This is a genomic window from Pseudomonas quasicaspiana (genome assembly GCF_021147825.1).
In the GTDB taxonomy this organism is placed as follows: Bacteria; Pseudomonadota; Gammaproteobacteria; order Pseudomonadales; family Pseudomonadaceae; genus Aquipseudomonas; species Aquipseudomonas quasicaspiana.
On the sequence record NZ_JAGTPI010000039.1, the window covers coordinates 39,614 to 55,809 of the forward strand.

At 53.8% G+C, this 16,196-nt stretch carries 17 protein-coding genes; 10 read left to right on the plus strand and 7 right to left on the minus strand.

Annotated elements, in window-relative coordinates; genetic code table 11:
* Positions 1 to 1,074: 1,074 nt before the first annotated feature.
* From KDX30_RS20225 to KDX30_RS20270, 10 genes are all read left to right on the plus strand, one after another.
* The gene (locus KDX30_RS20225) at positions 1,075 to 1,536 is read left to right on the plus strand and encodes a hypothetical protein (RefSeq protein ID WP_231677327.1); all 462 of its coding nucleotides are present in this window, start codon (positions 1,075 to 1,077) and stop codon (positions 1,534 to 1,536) included.
* 449 nt (positions 1,537 to 1,985) lie between these two features.
* Entirely contained in the window at positions 1,986 to 2,696 is a 711-nt protein-coding gene (locus KDX30_RS20230) for a hypothetical protein (protein WP_231677328.1), read from the plus strand.
* Positions 2,697 to 2,877: 181 nt separating this feature from the next.
* Positions 2,878 to 3,102, plus strand: a complete 225-nt coding sequence (locus KDX30_RS20235; protein WP_231677329.1) for a hypothetical protein — start codon at positions 2,878 to 2,880, stop codon at positions 3,100 to 3,102.
* A gap of 747 nt (positions 3,103 to 3,849) precedes the next feature.
* The gene (locus KDX30_RS20240) at positions 3,850 to 4,296 is read left to right on the plus strand and encodes a RuvC family protein (protein ID WP_231677330.1); all 447 of its coding nucleotides are present in this window, start codon (positions 3,850 to 3,852) and stop codon (positions 4,294 to 4,296) included.
* 2 nt (positions 4,297 to 4,298) lie between these two features.
* Positions 4,299 to 5,327, plus strand: a complete 1,029-nt coding sequence (locus KDX30_RS20245) for a serine/threonine-protein kinase (protein WP_231677331.1) — start codon at positions 4,299 to 4,301, stop codon at positions 5,325 to 5,327.
* Between the two features lie 874 nt (positions 5,328 to 6,201).
* Entirely contained in the window at positions 6,202 to 6,753 is a 552-nt protein-coding gene (locus KDX30_RS20250; RefSeq protein ID WP_231677332.1) for a hypothetical protein, read from the plus strand.
* Positions 6,743 to 7,501 (plus strand): DUF1828 domain-containing protein, encoded by a 759-nt coding sequence (locus KDX30_RS20255; RefSeq protein WP_231677333.1) that lies wholly within the window; start codon positions 6,743 to 6,745, stop codon positions 7,499 to 7,501. The genes KDX30_RS20250 and KDX30_RS20255 overlap by 11 nt, the downstream gene beginning before the upstream one ends.
* Positions 7,502 to 7,758: 257 nt before the next feature.
* Positions 7,759 to 8,241, plus strand: a complete 483-nt coding sequence (locus KDX30_RS20260; RefSeq protein WP_231677334.1) for a hypothetical protein — start codon at positions 7,759 to 7,761, stop codon at positions 8,239 to 8,241.
* A 217-nt stretch (positions 8,242 to 8,458) separates the two neighbouring features.
* Positions 8,459 to 9,991: an amidase gene (locus tag KDX30_RS20265; protein WP_231677335.1), complete on the plus strand. Its 1,533-nt coding sequence runs from the start codon at positions 8,459 to 8,461 to the stop codon at positions 9,989 to 9,991.
* A 596-nt stretch (positions 9,992 to 10,587) separates the two neighbouring features.
* Positions 10,588 to 10,965 carry a hypothetical protein gene (locus tag KDX30_RS20270; RefSeq protein ID WP_231677336.1) on the plus strand — a complete coding sequence of 126 codons (378 nt, stop codon included), beginning with the start codon at positions 10,588 to 10,590 and terminating at the stop codon, positions 10,963 to 10,965.
* A 49-nt stretch (positions 10,966 to 11,014) separates the two neighbouring features.
* On the opposite strand, the gene KDX30_RS20275 is transcribed toward KDX30_RS20270, so the two are convergent.
* From KDX30_RS20275 to epd, 7 genes are all read right to left on the minus strand, one after another.
* A complete protein-coding gene (locus KDX30_RS20275) occupies positions 11,015 to 11,542 on the minus strand; it encodes a hypothetical protein (protein WP_231672168.1) in 528 nt (175 codons plus the stop codon).
* Between the two features lie 227 nt (positions 11,543 to 11,769).
* Positions 11,770 to 12,834, minus strand: coding sequence for a class II fructose-bisphosphate aldolase (gene fba, locus KDX30_RS20280; RefSeq protein ID WP_027901305.1), 1,065 nt, complete (start codon positions 12,832 to 12,834; stop codon positions 11,770 to 11,772).
* A 116-nt stretch (positions 12,835 to 12,950) separates the two neighbouring features.
* Positions 12,951 to 13,271 (minus strand): MliC family protein, encoded by a 321-nt coding sequence (locus tag KDX30_RS20285; protein WP_027901304.1) that lies wholly within the window; start codon positions 13,269 to 13,271, stop codon positions 12,951 to 12,953.
* Positions 13,272 to 13,324: 53 nt separating this feature from the next.
* Entirely contained in the window at positions 13,325 to 13,522 is a 198-nt protein-coding gene (locus KDX30_RS20290; RefSeq protein WP_099267888.1) for a hypothetical protein, read from the minus strand.
* A gap of 90 nt (positions 13,523 to 13,612) precedes the next feature.
* Complete coding sequence (locus KDX30_RS20295; RefSeq protein WP_231677337.1) at positions 13,613 to 13,837, minus strand: hypothetical protein; 225 nt, start codon at positions 13,835 to 13,837, stop codon at positions 13,613 to 13,615.
* Between the two features lie 28 nt (positions 13,838 to 13,865).
* Positions 13,866 to 15,029, minus strand: coding sequence for a phosphoglycerate kinase (locus KDX30_RS20300; RefSeq protein ID WP_027901301.1), 1,164 nt, complete (start codon positions 15,027 to 15,029; stop codon positions 13,866 to 13,868).
* Between the two features lie 16 nt (positions 15,030 to 15,045).
* A complete protein-coding gene (gene epd / locus KDX30_RS20305; RefSeq protein WP_099267887.1) occupies positions 15,046 to 16,095 on the minus strand; it encodes an erythrose-4-phosphate dehydrogenase in 1,050 nt (349 codons plus the stop codon).
* Positions 16,096 to 16,196: the final 101 nt, after the last annotated feature.

Here is a 16,196-nt window from a genome sequence, read left to right on the forward strand (position 1 = left end):
TCTCACCAACCTTACCAAGGACTAACTTTTGCTAACAGGCCGCGAGCGTTGCCAATGGCTCCAAGCTGATCTGACCTAAACATTTGTCAACATCGAGCCTAGCCCCGCACTCAATCCAATGTCAGGCTTTGTCAGGTTCTGGCCCCGCTCGATGACAGGCTTTGACAGATTCTCGACCTGAAAAAAGGTTAAGCTTTGTTAAGTCGATGACGCTGGATAATGCGGACGGTATCCACTCTGGTATCCATATCCACCATTTGTTAGCAAAAGTTAGTGCGCATCATCGCCCGCAGTATGGCATCGGCCCCCTCGCACCTCCGTTGACCAGTCGCGGTTACCGCCATTTGTGACCGCTTCACACGGCCACCGGGTCATTCAATGCCGTTCCGCGAAAACAACCCCCATGAATAAGCCTTCGCGCACAGCTTCACGCACCATCGTCACGCACCCAAGAGCGCGCGAAATCCATGTGGATGCACGATGCGCAACGCTGGTACGCAGAGTGATACGCACGATCGGTACGCACTTGTAACAGCAGATGTAACAGCAGAACGCGCCGTTACAGATCAGGCCAAGCAGTCGCCAGCAAGTTAGCACCGGTGGTTCGCACCTAGCTCGCAACCGCCATAGCGCGCGAACCGGGAAACAGCCTGCGATTACCGAAGCGCTCCTAGATCAGCCATTCAGCCATTTACGACTAACTCGCAAAACTTATGGCTGACCATCCAATCGCCGAGCGAATGGTGGACTGATCTCCCGCACAACAGGGCTAGCTGCAAACCGGCATGCACAGTAGTAGTCACTCGCACGCGCTATGGCCGCTTGGTTGATTACTGCGACCTGGTCCCGGGTCAGGATCAAGTCGGGAAGATCTGCGACGATCGCGATCTTGGGTGAGATGGGAACTATCATCACATCGTCGAAGCAATCCGGAACTATGAACTCGCCAGCGATGGATCGAGCAATACCCCATCGCATTGACTTGTTATCGTGGATAAATCGATCTTGATATCCAAACACGTGGACGCTTGCCAGTAGCCTCCCCCTCATGACCCCATCAACGGAGTACATCACGTGATTCCGTTCCAAGATCTCCTGCTCATCCTTGGTAAGAGAGTCACCATTGATGCCGTTGAGGTGGACGTCCTCCAGACCTTGAAGCCTAAATTTCTGGCGCGTTCGCCACAGCGAAAAAAACTCCTCAACGATGCGTTTCTCGAAAACCCCAATGGTGGTCACTGCGCCCTTTTCTATCGCACACGCCAACGCTTGAAACCGATCCTCAATGTGCTTCCCAATCCCGGCCTCGGTTTTCTGATCCCAAACTCGCTTGGCGCAGAAGATCGAATTGTTTGGTTTCAGTTTCAGTACACGGTTCAACTTTTTGACGAAGATTTCAACGCTGCCTCCCGGGTTCGTGAAGCGCTGGATGCTCGCTTTCGGGAAGACATGCTGGTCTATTGTCAGACGGTGAGGGTTACCAGGCTGGGTAGGCTCAAACTTCACAATTCGTCTGCCTTAGTCGTTTTCTTGTAAAAATAGAGCTTCGCACCTTTGGTCTGAACCTTACAACGCGAACTAGCGCGAACTCGGCCATGGCTATGACGGAAGGTTACCTATGCGAGCGGTTGCCAAGCGCATGGTTCCACTATTGTTTCCACCAAAAGAAGGCGTTCTGACTGCCAACCTAGGGAAATATAGGCACATTATCTGAAAACCGCATACGGCAAGAGCATTGTCCCCAAATTGGGGAAGCACACTGTAAATGATCACGCCCGTTCTATTCAGCTACATTCCTTCTCATCATCGTAAGGGATAAGGCTATGCCATCAATGGAAGTAGCTCTTGTGGGCGGAGAGCGCACTGCGCCAGCGCCAGGCCTTAAAGGCGAGTGTCCATTATGCGGAAAACCCGCTAAGGCGAAATGCGGGGCAATTATTCGTTGGCATTGGGCACACGCTGGCCAAAGGCACTGCGACCCATGGATGGAGAACGAAGGCCCTTGGCATCGCGCCTGGAAAGCTCTGTTTCCGTTCGAGTGGCAAGAGGTTGTGGCCTATGACCATACTGGCGAGAAGCATATCGCGGACGTGAAGCGGCCAGACGGGATGGTGGTTGAACTGCAGAACTCGCCAATGGGCATTGAGGAAATGAAAAGCCGCGAGACGTTCTATGGAGAGCGGATGATCTGGATAGTGAACGGAGAAAAGTTCAAGGATCACATCTGGATAGGCGAATCGCTGCCTGACCCTAATCACGATCGGCTGCGAGATTTCAAGCTGGGAATGCCTACCTACACGAAATGGTCGAGCCACTTTAGGCAACCGAGTCACGACGGCAGTGCTTACGGCTATTTCTGTAGGAGTGATATTGCAGCAGACCCGTCACGGGGTGCGATGTATGAATTGCACCACGGCAAAGCGTTCGATGGAATCGTGGCTGAGTCTTACCGGGGGCAACATGCATGGTCTTGGAGAAATCCTCGCGAGGGATGGCTGATGTCCCAGCGCACCGTTGTCTTTGACATGGGTCAAAGGGGGGTGTGGGCGATAGCGAAATACGGCCACGACGGGGGGCCATGCCTTCAGCACGTATCGCTCAAAGCGCTCCTGGATTCGCTGCTGTCGGGCGCTACACCTGATTTTAGCTGGGTGGTGAAACCTGCCTGGGATCTAATAAACCCATCAGCACTTTGACCACACACTTTGACGGATTGCGAGACAGGCATCAGACCAAAACCATGCCGGTTGGGTGTCTGAGGCTTATTCCGAGCGGGCTGCGTCAAAGTAGGCGCCTGGCCATGTCATACCCCTGACATACCCTAGACGGTTCTCCAGAAGCCGGTAATACGCTCCCTCAAAAACACGCAGAGCCACAATGACGGATACCAAACTGATTACCAGCCTGTTCGACCGCCTCAATCAAAACCAGCTCGCACTGGGCGCCGCAGTGGAGGAGCTTTCCAACTGGGTCGAACAGCGCGGATTGGCAGACATCGCAAATAACGTGCGCGGCGCTCTCGAAACGCTCGATGAGAACCTGGTGTTCATTCGCCAGGGCATTGCTGAGCTGACCGTCGCCGGCAGTCTGGGCCAGTCGTGACGCTGGCTAGGATTCTGGACAGGCTCTGGACGGCTGAAGGGGACGCAGTTCTTCCGGCCCGGCCCGCAGTCCAAAGCCAGCAAAGACTGGCGGCAGATTGGGCATGCGGCCGGATAGCCACCTCGCCCAGAAACGGGGACGAGCCGGGACAGTCAATTGCGGAACAAGTGGCCCACGGTCGAACCAAAAAAACGTGGCCAAAATCCTTGACCGGCCTTGACGGATTTATCTGACGCCATCGGCAGTTGGAACGCTGAAAGCCACACAGAGCAACGCTTTGCGGGCATTCGCGCAGCTTGGCCAGCACCAGCCTCGTCAAGAATTCAAGAGGTGGCCGTCAAGGGAACCGCCCGATCAATAACCAGGCTCACGCTGGTGGGATGGGGTGGTGAAATACCGCGTCAGACAAGTCCTTAGCGCCACACACAATTCTAGACAGGCCCTTGACGGTTTTTAGAGCACCTATGCTCCTCAAACGGCCTAAGAGGTATGCGATATGGCGCTCGGGCGCTCAGTGCATGTCCAAACAGCAGAGACCCTGTCTAGAGCTTTAGACAGACCCAACAATAACGTAAAGGGTAGGTCGTGTAGAGCACGCGCTATCAGTCAAATTGAGTAGTAGGCACTCCCTAAAGTCGACTCCCTCAGAGTGATGCAAACAAAGACTGCTGACAGCATAGCTAGCAACATGACACCATCGGGCGAGCAGGTTGAGATAACGTATTTATTTTTATCGGAGCATCAAGGATGAAACTAGGCGTAAGAGCGTCACCTTCTGAAGTAGTTTACTGTGTAATTGATGACAAAAAAGGAGAAATTATCACCATTGGAAAAATAACAACACCGAAATCAATGAACACTCCAGAAGCACTTAAACATATCCGACTAAACCTTATAGACATCTTGCGAGAATACTCGATACTAGAAGCAGGCATCCGAATCCTCGAGCCTACTGCACAACGAATTTCCATAGAGCGCGTTCAGATCGAAGGTGTAATACAAGAAGCATTTGCTAGCAGCCCGCTTAAAAGCTACTACATTGGACAAATATCAAACATCTCTTCTCGTATCGGGATTAAAAGAACTGAATTCAAGCCACTTGTGGAAGGCGAAAACGCACCCGATGGATTTGAAGGCTGGGGTGATCTTTCCAAGGCCGAGCGTGAAGCCGTTCTTTGTGCGATGGGGGCATAATCATGTATGGAATGTATAGTAAGGCTGAAGTAAGCTTCGAATATCGCAAAGAAATCGGACAGGATGGCGCGAACTCTAGAGCATTCATTGCCCATGATAGATATTTGGATGCCCTGCTAGTTGTGAAAGAGATTCCAAAGGGTCGTTTTTCACATCCAGATCTATTCTTCAATGAATCCAGGGTATTGTATAAGGCGACTCATCCTCACGTAGTTCAGATCCAATATGCTTGCGAGTGCGATCAAAACATATATCTTGCACTACCATACTATGAAAATGGCTCATTGAAAGACCTGATGAAAACAAGGCATCTTTCGGTGCGAGAAATTGTTAGATTCGCAATTCAAATATGCACCGGACTTCATAACATCCACTCAAAAGGCTTGATTCATTTCGACATAAAACCGGACAACATTTTACTTTCAAATAGATTTGACGCGCTCGTGTCCGATTTTGGCCTATCGAAAAGTATGGATGCAAACTTCCGAGCAACCCCCGAACTCATATACAAAAAACATGTTGCCCCAGAACACTTTTCAGACAAGTCATTCAATTGTCAATATGACATCTATCAACTCGGACTGACGATATACAGAATGACACATGGAGAGAGGGCCTTTGATCTTCAGATCCAAGCATTCAATAATAATATGGACGCTTATCGAAATGCGATTTGTGCCGAAACCTTTCCATCTCGGGCTCTCTTGGAGCACATCCCATCTAAGCTTGGGAATATTATTAAAAAATGCCTGAAGGCAAACCTTGCAGAGCGCTATCAATCCGCGCTCGAAGTGGCTAACGACCTGGCATCGATTGATGACAATACGCTCGACTGGGTCTATAACGAAGTCAACGGTGTTCGCACCTGGAGCAAGGTAACCGATACCCATGAATTCTATCTTGAGGTCGGAGCAGATGGCTCGTCTGTCGCGAAGAAGAAGACCTCTGCAGGAAAATGGACTATGGTTAAGGACTTCTGTAGCCCAAGAATCACAGTGGCAGCCATCAAGAGGTTTCTGAGGAGCGTGTGATGCGCATCATTAGGAACGACAAAAAAAACTACCGTACCCGGGAGTCTTTGTCGTCGCCCCCGAAGCGTGAACCAGTGGAGAATGAGCCCAAGCTTCAATTCACTTTTGAAGTGGTTGGCCATTACTTAAAACGTAGCGAGAAATAATCAGAACCCCACCTAGCGTGGGGTTTTCCTTTTATCCCTGCTGTTTTTTTCCTCTTGTCCAACGCCCCGACCAGCATGGACGTCGGATACCTCCAGCAACTGACATACCGAAATGGGACGTCGGGCAATCCTCCAAAAATCACGGTAAGCAAAACAAACCGTATAGGGTGGGTTATCCATCAATTGTCGCGCGGTGAAAACCGCCCCAATGACCACGACCACCACCCTGATCTGGGGTAGTGCTTGCGCGAGAGGGTTTAACAGGACACCTCAGTGTAGTGGAAGTGCCACGCGGCGCCAGCATCACAACCACCGTAAAAGTGAGCAGCCAGGCAATGGGGCGATCCAAAAGGGCTTACCACTCGTCGGGTACAGGCAGAGAAAATCAACACCATTTCAGCCGTCGTGGGTGGGTTCAAAATAGGGCCACATTTTAAAAATAGAGTAGATTTAAATGTCGACTACAGACATCCCCTTTAAAATCGTGACCTGTAGCCAACTGTTCGATTCCGTCTCTGGGCACCACTAATTGATTTCAGGTGGTGCAAGCATCACCTGAAAAATAAAGAAACCCGCCTAGTGCGGGTTTTTTTATGGCTGCGGTTTGCTGCCTGTAAATCGTAAAGCCTCACTCCTGCTCCCCCCCCTGCGTCTTCCCCTCAAGCCCTCCTCCCTATCGGGAAAAGCCACACGCCAGAAACGGAATGGACTGACAGCAAAATCCGGTCGTGCTCCGTATTCTGCTGGCCAGATTCATCGTCGCGCAATTCACCAAGCGAGGATCAAGCTGCAACCAACTATCGATATCGGTCCAGAGCATCAAAGAAATGGATGACATTGAGCTAATCAGGCTGCGCAAATCCTATGCAGGCGAGCTTTCATTTGAGGGGAAGGAGACCAACCTTGCCTTCAAGGTAATAGCGTTCCGCCCGGTCGATGAAGAAGGGTTGAGCATTCCGGGCCTGACCGTTGAAATCCACTTGCGAGTGGGCCTGACTGCGGACCGGTGCAAATATACGTTCACACTGTTCCGGCTGAGCAGGCAGAAAAAGCGGCGCATCTACCAATTGGAAGTCGTGCCAAAAGCAAAGCGATCACACTATGGGCCGCCACGGCTCTTTGGCCCGCACGAGCACCTTGGAGAATCCAAAATCCTGCCTGTACAAAGCGATATGGACTGCACAAACTACGTCGGATGGCTGGAGTTTTTTTGCACTAGAGTGAATCTCGCATTGGACGCGGCGATGCCCTTCCCATTTGGTGACGATAATGGAATGTAACTGGCTGATGAATAATCTGGGTTTTGAATGCAGGTCTGTTCAGGGACGGCATCACGGATCGGTGCTCGAGGTCGACACGTCATTCTCATTCTCAGATGGTGAGCCGGTTGCCTTCTACGTAATTGAGCACGGTAATGCGCTGGTACTTAGTGACAACGGCGACACCCTTGCGCACCTGACGGGGGTTGGCCTTGCTGTCGGCGACAAGCGTCGCTGGGCATCAATTCGTAACCGACTCGAGCTTTTCGAGATGGGTATCAGTGACGACGGAGAGATCAAGGCGTCCGGCCCCAAGGATGATGCACCCAGGCTTATAGCTCGCTACCTTGAGGGCATTCTTTCTGTCATTAGCTATGAGAGGGAGTCGCTCTGCGCACCGGTTGACACCAATACCTTCATTGACGAAGTAGCGATGCTGTTACGCCAATGGAAACCGAACGCGAGGCTAACGCTAAATCCCAAGGTTCGAGGCATGTCCCAACGCGAACATCACTTTGATTTCCAACTCGACAACTTACTGGTCGATGCCATCAACCCGAACGCTAACGCCACAGGCGGCGTGATGCGCAAAGCCGGCGATGTCATCAGCAGCCCATACTCCGGCGGTCAGGATCTATTGGTCATAATTGACGACCGGATTGACAGGGCGCTAGCCACTACGGAATGTGGAATCGTTTCGTCGCTAGTGAAAGCTGTTTTGTTTACTGACCTTGAGAAAAGAGGCCCCTCCTCAGAGGCGCAGCACTAAAGACCGGACTAGCAAGCTCCCGCTCAATAAACGCGGCTGACGCACCTCGCGACGAGGTAACGCGCCTTCAACCGGATAGCTTTCAGTCGATACCCCCGACGAGCTGTGGCCGCTCTTTAGGGGAATGAACGTCAGCGCCGCCAGCAACGAGCCTCTCTGCGTGCGGACGCTGTAAAAAAACACAGACCTTGGTGATTCACACAGTTCTGCGCTTCAATAGCGGCCTGTCATCACTCGCCGCAACAGGACTCATGCTCATGGCTTCGCCAGATAAACAGCAAAAACGCGCCCAACGGGCGAAAGCCAAGGCCAAGCAGAACCGCTCGCAAAAGCCGGGCAAAAAAGTGGTGCACCCGATTTTTGCATCACCGCTGGTCGACCAGCCTTTCGATGACGTCGAAATTGATCTGAGCACGTTCGACTTTAAAGACATCGTGGAAAACGGCTTTGATCCGGCTGACTTCGACGACCTGTTCCAGACCATGAAGCAAGCGCAGTCCATCAGCCAATTGGCGATGTGCGCCGTGTTCCTGCAATACCCGGTCCTTGCGCTAGTCATTGCCGAGGAAGACGAAGAGCAAGCCACTGACTTCATGATGGGCCTGCTGATCACCTACCGCGCAATGTTCCACGATGAAGACGAAGATGCCGCCATCGAATGGATCGGCAGCCCTTCCTTCCAGGCTGATTACAACGAAGCGTCGCGGTTGTTGATGGTGCGAGACCAGAAGGCTTCGTGATCCGAACCCAGAGCCATGGTTGTAGGAGCTGCCGAAGGCTGCGATCGCGGTGCGCCAGAAGAAATACTTTCGCAGCCTTCGGCAGCTCCTGCAGCGGTCTCGCACAGCAAAACCTCCCATGCCGAAACAGCAATAAATCATTCGAAAACTTGAAATTGTGGCAAGCCTCGGTCTGCTCTAGATTCGAGGCAACAATCACTGTTGCCAGGTATTCCGAATGCGCCGTCCCGATGAGCTTGTGGAAAAAACCGCCGTTGAGTTGCGCCGCCTGATCGGCAGCAAACAGATTTCACCTGTGGAATTGATGGACGCGTGCATCGAGCGCATCGAGCGGGTCAATCCTTACGTCAATGCTGTGACCGCCACCTGCTTCGATCAGGCCCGTCAGCAGGCGCGCGAAGCCGAGCAGGCGGTGCTTTCGGGCCAACCCTTGGGCTTGCTGCACGGCCTGCCGATTGGCATCAAGGATCTGGAAGCCACAGCGGGTCTGCTGACCACCTACGGCTCGCCACTTTACCGCAATAACATTCCGGCCAAAGACAACGCACTCGTAGCCAGACTGCGAGCCGCCGGGGCGATTGTCACCGGCAAGACCAACGTGCCGGAAATGGGCGCAGGTGCCAACACCCGTAATGACGTATGGGGCGCCACAGGCAACCCGTTCAACCCTGAAGTCAATGCCGGAGGCTCATCCGGTGGCTCGGCTGCTGCACTGGCCACCGACATGCTGCCGTTGTGCAGTGGCTCGGACACGGGCGGCTCATTGCGCATCCCCGCAGCGAAATGCGGCGTAGTGGGCCTGCGCCCCTCTCCAGGCCTCGTACCCAGCGAAAGACGCCTGCTGGGCTGGACACCCATCTCGGTCGTTGGCCCCATGGGGCGCACAGTGGCTGATACGCTGCTGCAACTGCAAGCTACGGCCGGTTTCCACGTAAGCGAACCGCTGAGCTACGAGGTCGACAAAAACCTCTTCAGCGCGCTGCCAGACGTTGACCTTGGCACCTTGCGTGTCGGTTACACCGAAGACTTCGGCTGCTGCGACGTGGATGACAATATTCGTCAGGTGTTCCGCCGCAAAATCGACGCCTTGCGACTCTTGTTTCGCAGTTGCGATGAAGTGCAGATGGAGCTTGGTGAAACGGATCGTTGCTTCGATGTTTTAAGGGCTGAAAGCTTTGTCGCAGGCACTCGCGACGCATATCTGCGAGATCCGAACTCCCTGGGCGAAAACCCGCGCGCCAACTACGAAATGGGCATGCGCATGACCCTGGAAGACTGCGCTTGGGCCGCCACGGAACAGACCCGGATCTATCGCCGCTTCCAGGCACTTTTCGAGGACTACGACCTGATCCTTTCGCCCACCACGCCTGTGTCGCCCTTCCCCTGGCAAGACCTTTACCTGAAGAGCATCAATGGCAAAGAGCTGGCGAATTATTACCGCTGGCTGGCCCTGACCTATGTCGTCACGCTGGCGACCAACCCCGCCCTGTCGCTGCCCTGTGGCGTTGACCACAAAGGCATGCCATTCGGCCTGCAAGTAGTGGGCGCATTCCGCGCTGACGCCTATCTGCTGGCGTGTGGCGAACAGATAGAGCGGGCGACCGGGAGCAACCCGGAGCTGCAGCGCCCCAAGCCGGACATCGACAAGCTGCTGCAGAGCCGGATTGACTTGAAATCCATCGTCACCGCCCCGCCGCTGGCTTCGGGTGAGACAGGGACAGTGAGCACAACCGAAGCGTCATCGGTTTAAACGCGGGACCTGTAGGAGCTGCCGAAGGCTGCGATGGCGGTGTATTAGGAGAAATGCTTCGCAGCCTTCGGCAGCTCCTACAGAAAATGCATTTCAACCCATTGATTGCATTTTGCTGAATGAGAATGAGCTTGCCCGCGATAGCGTCAGTTCAGGCGATAAATTCGTGAGTGAAGAAACCAAATCACGAGCGCCAGCACAACTTCCGTGGGAGCGAATTCATTCGCGAAGGGGTCGGGACATCCGCAGCCTCTGTGCCGCCTGAAATATAGCTTTCCCGAATAAATTCGGTCCTACCAGTCTTTCGCTGTATCAAACAAATAAATCACGTCTCAATGTCAGCCTGCAAAGGCCACTTTCGCGTGCGCACTATCCTTTCGGATAAACTTTCAGTTTAAGGGTTGATTTTCTAATCAGAAAAAGATTACGTGCAGTCACACCTCAAAAACGGAAAAGAATAAATACATGTAAGAAACATCCTACAAATAACGCTTCACATCAAAGAACCTTCCTACCTGCGGAATAAATTTCCCGCGCGGATTCGTTCGAGCTCAATAATTCAACATCAACCAACTTATATTAAGCGAGAAATTATTATGAAAAAGACATTATTGGCATCCTTGGTCACTCTGGCACTGGCATCACAAGCTGAAGCTGCGTGTTTGACTATCAGCAATCCATTCTCGGGTGTTATCCCTGCAAATAAAACCGTGGTTTCCTATGGACCGGTCACAATCGCTAATGGACCTACCTGTCGTTCGGTGTTGATCGTATCCAAGGTTCGATCCGAAAATGGAGGTTTCGCACCGTTAATGCGTATTGAGAAACTGGAGAATGGACAGTGGCGACCCATCGCTGAATCTTCCGGTGGATATATCTCGCAGGTAACGACCGCGGGCACCTTCAGGGTTAAACATCAGAACCATCATGAAACCCCTTGGGCCTACAACGGTAGCATAGCCATAACACGATAACTGCCTGTCAATGCGCCGGCGCTCAGGCAAAGGCGCATTGATCTGCAGATCATGCTTGCTCATTTATTGAGGGGAGTTTATGTGCAGTTTTCACGAAATAGGAGAGTGCGGCGACTATATGATTCGCATTGGCAATGCCACTCAAAATTCGACCATACGCCTTGTCGCCCTTCAGCCCTTCTGTGGCAGCAAAGTCAATTTGCCCTTGGAGTTTCTCGTAGACCAAAGGGATTGCATTGAACTTGACATCCAGGTTACGAGATCTTCCGTCAAATCCTGAATCCTCATTCCCTTCAGCCAGAAAAAAATAAGCGCTTACATCGTTAAAGCCCAATTTATTGAGGCCCGCACACAAACTACTCAGCTCTCGTGTACTGATTGAAGTCATATCCAGCCCCTCGAGAAGCGATTTGAGACCGTCGAGATCCACAATCCCGACATTCCTCATGATTTCTCGCGCCGCCTCATCATCTTTTACCGTGTATTCGTTCTCTACCATCTCTGGTTGTTTTATTTTAAATACATATTCCATTGGCACATAGGTGATTGATCCCGCACCGCTGATATTAATAGCCATCTTCATTTCCCTATTGAGACAGTTCAATATCTATATCGGCAAGAGAGTAATGGAGGCACAGTTATGTATCAGCCAATCTAAATGCCGGACTGGCCAAAGATGTAACTTAAGTTTCCTGGCAGCGTTAAAACACTCACACTCCCATCGACAAGGAAACGACCTCCTAAACGCCCCCACAAAAAAGCCCGCATTGCTGCGGGCTTTTTCATTGCTCAATCAACCATCACTCAGTTGATCTTGGCATCCAGTTCGCCGCGAGCATAGCGCTCGAACATCGCGTCCAGAGACACTGGCTTGATCTTCGATGCGTTGCCAGCAGTACCGAACGCTTCGTAGCGAGCGATACACACGTCACGCATGGCCGTTACAGTCTTGGCCAGGTACTTACGTGGGTCGAACTCGCCCGGGTTCTTGGCCATAAACTCACGAATGGCACCGGTGGAGGCCAGACGCAGGTCGGTGTCGATGTTGACCTTGCGCACGCCGTGCTTGATGCCTTCAACGATCTCTTCGACTGGTACGCCGTAGGTTTCTTTGATTTCACCGCCGTACTGGTTGATGATTTTCAACCACTCTTGCGGGACCGAAGACGAACCGTGCATCACAAGGTGAGTGTTCGGGATGCGCTTGTGGATTTCCTTGATGCGATCAATCGCCAGGATGTCACCGGTAGGCGGCTTGGTGAACTTGTAAGCGCCGTGGCTGGTGCCGATGGCGATAGCCAGCGCATCAACCTGGGTTTTCTTGACGAAGTCAGCGGCTTCTTCCGGATCGGTCAGCATCTGGCTGTGATCGAGCATGCCTTCAGCGCCAACGCCGTCTTCTTCGCCAGCCATACCGGTTTCCAGCGAGCCCAGAACACCCAGCTCACCTTCAACCGAAACGCCACAGGCGTGAGCGAAGGCAACAACACGACGAGTCACTTCAACGTTGTACTCGTAGGTGGTCGGCGTTTTGCCGTCCACGCCCAGCGAGCCGTCCATCATCACCGAGCTGAAGCCCAGCTGGATCGAACGCTGGCAAATATCAGGGCTGGTGCCGTGATCCTGGTGCATAACCACCGGGATATGCGGGAATTCTTCAACCGCGGCCAGAATCAGGTGACGCAGGAACGGAGCACCAGCGTATTTACGGGCGCCGGCCGAGGCCTGAACGATCACCGGGGAATCGGTCTTGTCGGCCGCTTCCATAATGGCGCGCATTTGTTCCAGGTTGTTCACGTTGAAAGCTGGGACGCCATAACCGAATTCGGCTGCGTGGTCCAACATCTGGCGCATGCTGATAAGTGCCATTGTCTGTCTCTCTCCCGGTAGGGTCGTTATCGTGCAAACCTGCCGTAGCGGCGGCTGCTATTAAAGTTCTACGCATGAGCCCGCAGGCTATGCGGTGAATCATCGGTGCAGCTTTTTCAACGCTTCTTGCAACCGCGCCCGATCAAATCGTTTGTAGCGTCCCAGTACACCAGGCCTTCGTCGCCCTTGTTCTGGAAAGCCAGCACACCATTACTGTACAGCGATGGCGAACCAGGCTCGGCAGTCAGCCGGAAGACCTGATCGCTTTCATTCAAACGTACATCGACTTCGGCCTTGGCCTTGTCAACGTAACGCCAATGGACCTGAGCCTTGCTGTCGCAAACCCAACTTGTCCAGGTATTACCCGTTTCCGGAGCCTTCATGCTGGCGCAACCACCAAGCACTGCAAATGTCGCAAGGGCAATCAAGCCTTTCATTACTTCTCCTGGCCCGCCCCGGGAAGCGGGGCGAATGCCAGTCGCTTCAACCTTCAGGGGCAGTTCTGTTCCTGATTCCGATCATCGGCCGGTTCACCCGTAGCCAGCGCTTCAACCCGTTGAGAACTCTGGGTCGTCGGCACGTTTACGGACGCCGGGCTGAATACTTCACAAGCCTTGGCACGCGGGCCAGAATTGCTGCATCCGGCAAACATCACACAACTCAACAGGGCAACGGCGGCGATCTTCATGGCGAAATTCCTTGTTCAAAAAGAGTTATCCACCCTTAAGTGACCACCGCCGGCCCAAGATGTTGCCAAACTCATCCCTGCGATCAACGCTTAACGACAGGCCACTGGCCCGAGATTAGGCATGAACTCGTACTTATCCAGCACCGCTTCACCGCCGCGCTTATAGATCACCGGCACGGTTTCGGCCTGCCAGTTCGCCTGATAGCAACTCAATTGAACCAGCGCAGGCTCGCGCACAACCTCGTCGGCCTCCGGCTTGCTGGCGCAGCCAGCGAGCAGTGCAGCAATCATGAGCATTGGTAACGGCCTGAGCATTTCATTTCCCTTTTGCAAAGCCTGATCCTCAGGCCTTGGCACGTTGTTCCAGAACTTCCACGGCTGGCAGGACTTTGCCTTCGACAAATTCCAGGAATGCGCCACCACCGGTAGAAATGTAGGAGATTTGATCCGCTACGCCATATTTGTCGATCGCCGCCAGCGTGTCGCCACCGCCTGCGATGGAGAACGCCGAGCTTTCGGCAATGGCTTTAGCCAAGGTCTTGGTGCCTTCGCCGAACTGGTCAAACTCAAACACACCTACCGGGCCGTTCCACAGAATAGTCTTGGAAGATTTCAACAATTCGGCGAAGTGCGCTGCAGTTTGCGGGCCGATATCCAGAATCATATCGTCATCAGCAACGTCGGCAATCAACTTGACCGTTGCGGCTGCGCTTTCAGCGAACTCTTTGGCTACGACTACGTCCACCGGCAACGGCACGCTGACCTTGGCGGCGATTTCACGGGCGGTATCAAGCAGGTCCGGCTCGTACAGCGATTTGCCAACCTTGTGGCCTGCCGCAGCCAGGAACGTATTGGCAATACCACCACCGACGATCAACTGGTTGCAGATGGCGCTCAGGCTATTGAGCACGTCGAGCTTGGTAGATACCTTGGAACCGGCAACGATGGCGGCCATTGGCTGGGCCGGAGCGCCGAGGGCTTTGCCCAGCGCCTCCAGCTCTGCAGCCAGCAGCGGGCCTGCTGCAGCGACTTTGGCGAATTTGGCCACACCATGGGTCGAGCCCTCAGCGCGGTGGGCGGTGCCAAAAGCGTCCATCACGAAGACGTCGCACAGGGCAGCGTATTTCTGCGCCAGCTCGTCAGCGTTCTTTTTCTCGCCCTTGTTGAAGCGTACGTTTTCGAAAAGCACGATGTCGCCCGCTTTAACGTCAACACCGTCCAGATAGTCAGAAACCAGTGGCACTTCACGGCCCAGAGCCTTGCTCAGGTATTCAGCAACCGGCTTGAGGCTGTTCTCGGCAGAGAACTCACCTTCGACTGGACGACCCAGATGCGAGCAGACCATCACGGCTGCGCCCTTTTCCAGCGCGAGCTTGATGGTTGGCAACGACGCCAGGATGCGCGCATCACTGCTGACTTTGCCGTCCTTGATCGGGACGTTGAGGTCTTCGCGAATCAATACACGCTTACCTTGCAGGTCGAGCTCGGTCATCTTCAACACGGTCATGAGTGAATCCCTGTTTTTAATGTTGTGGGTCTGCGACGCGCAAAAAGTGCTCAGCGACGTCAAGCATTCGATTGGCAAAACCCCATTCGTTATCGAACCAGGCCAGCACGTTGACCAGCCTCGGGCCGGAAACTCGCGTCTGACTCGCATCAACGATGGCCGAATGAGGGTCATGGTTGAAATCACAACTGGCGTGCGGCAACTCGGTGTAGGCCAACAGTCCTTTCAACGGGCCACTGGTGGCGGCCTCGCGGAGCAGGCGGTTGATCTCGAGGGCATCGGTATCACGCGCGGTTTGCAAAGTGATATCGAGGCAGGACACGTTTACCGTCGGCACGCGAACTGCTTTGGCCTGAATTCGGCCCGCAAGTTCCGGAAGCAGCCGCTCAATACCGCGCGCCAGACCAGTGGACACCGGAATAATCGACTGGAAAGCCGAGCGCGTACGGCGTAGATCCTCATGGTGATAGGCGTCTATCACCGGCTGATCGTTCATCGCCGAGTGGATCGTGGTGATAGTGACGTATTCCAGCCCGACAGCCTGATCCAGCAGACGCAGCAAGGGCACGCTGCAGTTGGTGGTGCAGGATGCGGCGGAAACCAACAGCTCGCGCCCCGTCAGCTTCTGCTGATTGACGCCGAACACAATCGTGGCGTCGACGTCGACTTCGCTGGCCATCGGCTGGGAAAACAGCACCCGTGGCGCGCCAGCGTCAATGAAGCGCTGGCCGTCTTCACGGGTGTTGTAGACGCCTGAACATTCGAGCACCAGATCAACTTCCAGCGCCGCCCAGTCGACGCCTTCCGGCGTCTCGCTGCGCAGCACTCTGATCTTGTGATCATTGATGTGCAGGTATTGCCCTTCGACCCGCACTTCGCCGGGGAACCGGCCGTGTGTGGAGTCAAAGCGCGTGAGGTATTCGAGACTGGCCATGTCGGCCAGATCGTTGATGGCAACCACTTCAAACCCGGCCTTGGCCCCTCGCTCGCAAAGCGCGCGCACGACGCAACGTCCAATACGGCCGTAGCCGTTGAGTGCAACTTTGTAAGGGCGGTGCTGAGGCATGGGGTTCTCGTTGGGCAAACTACCAAGCGAACTCTGTGGGAGCAGGGCTTGCCCGCGATAAGGTACAAACGGGGGAGTCGCCAGGGTTTACCGGTCGCTGG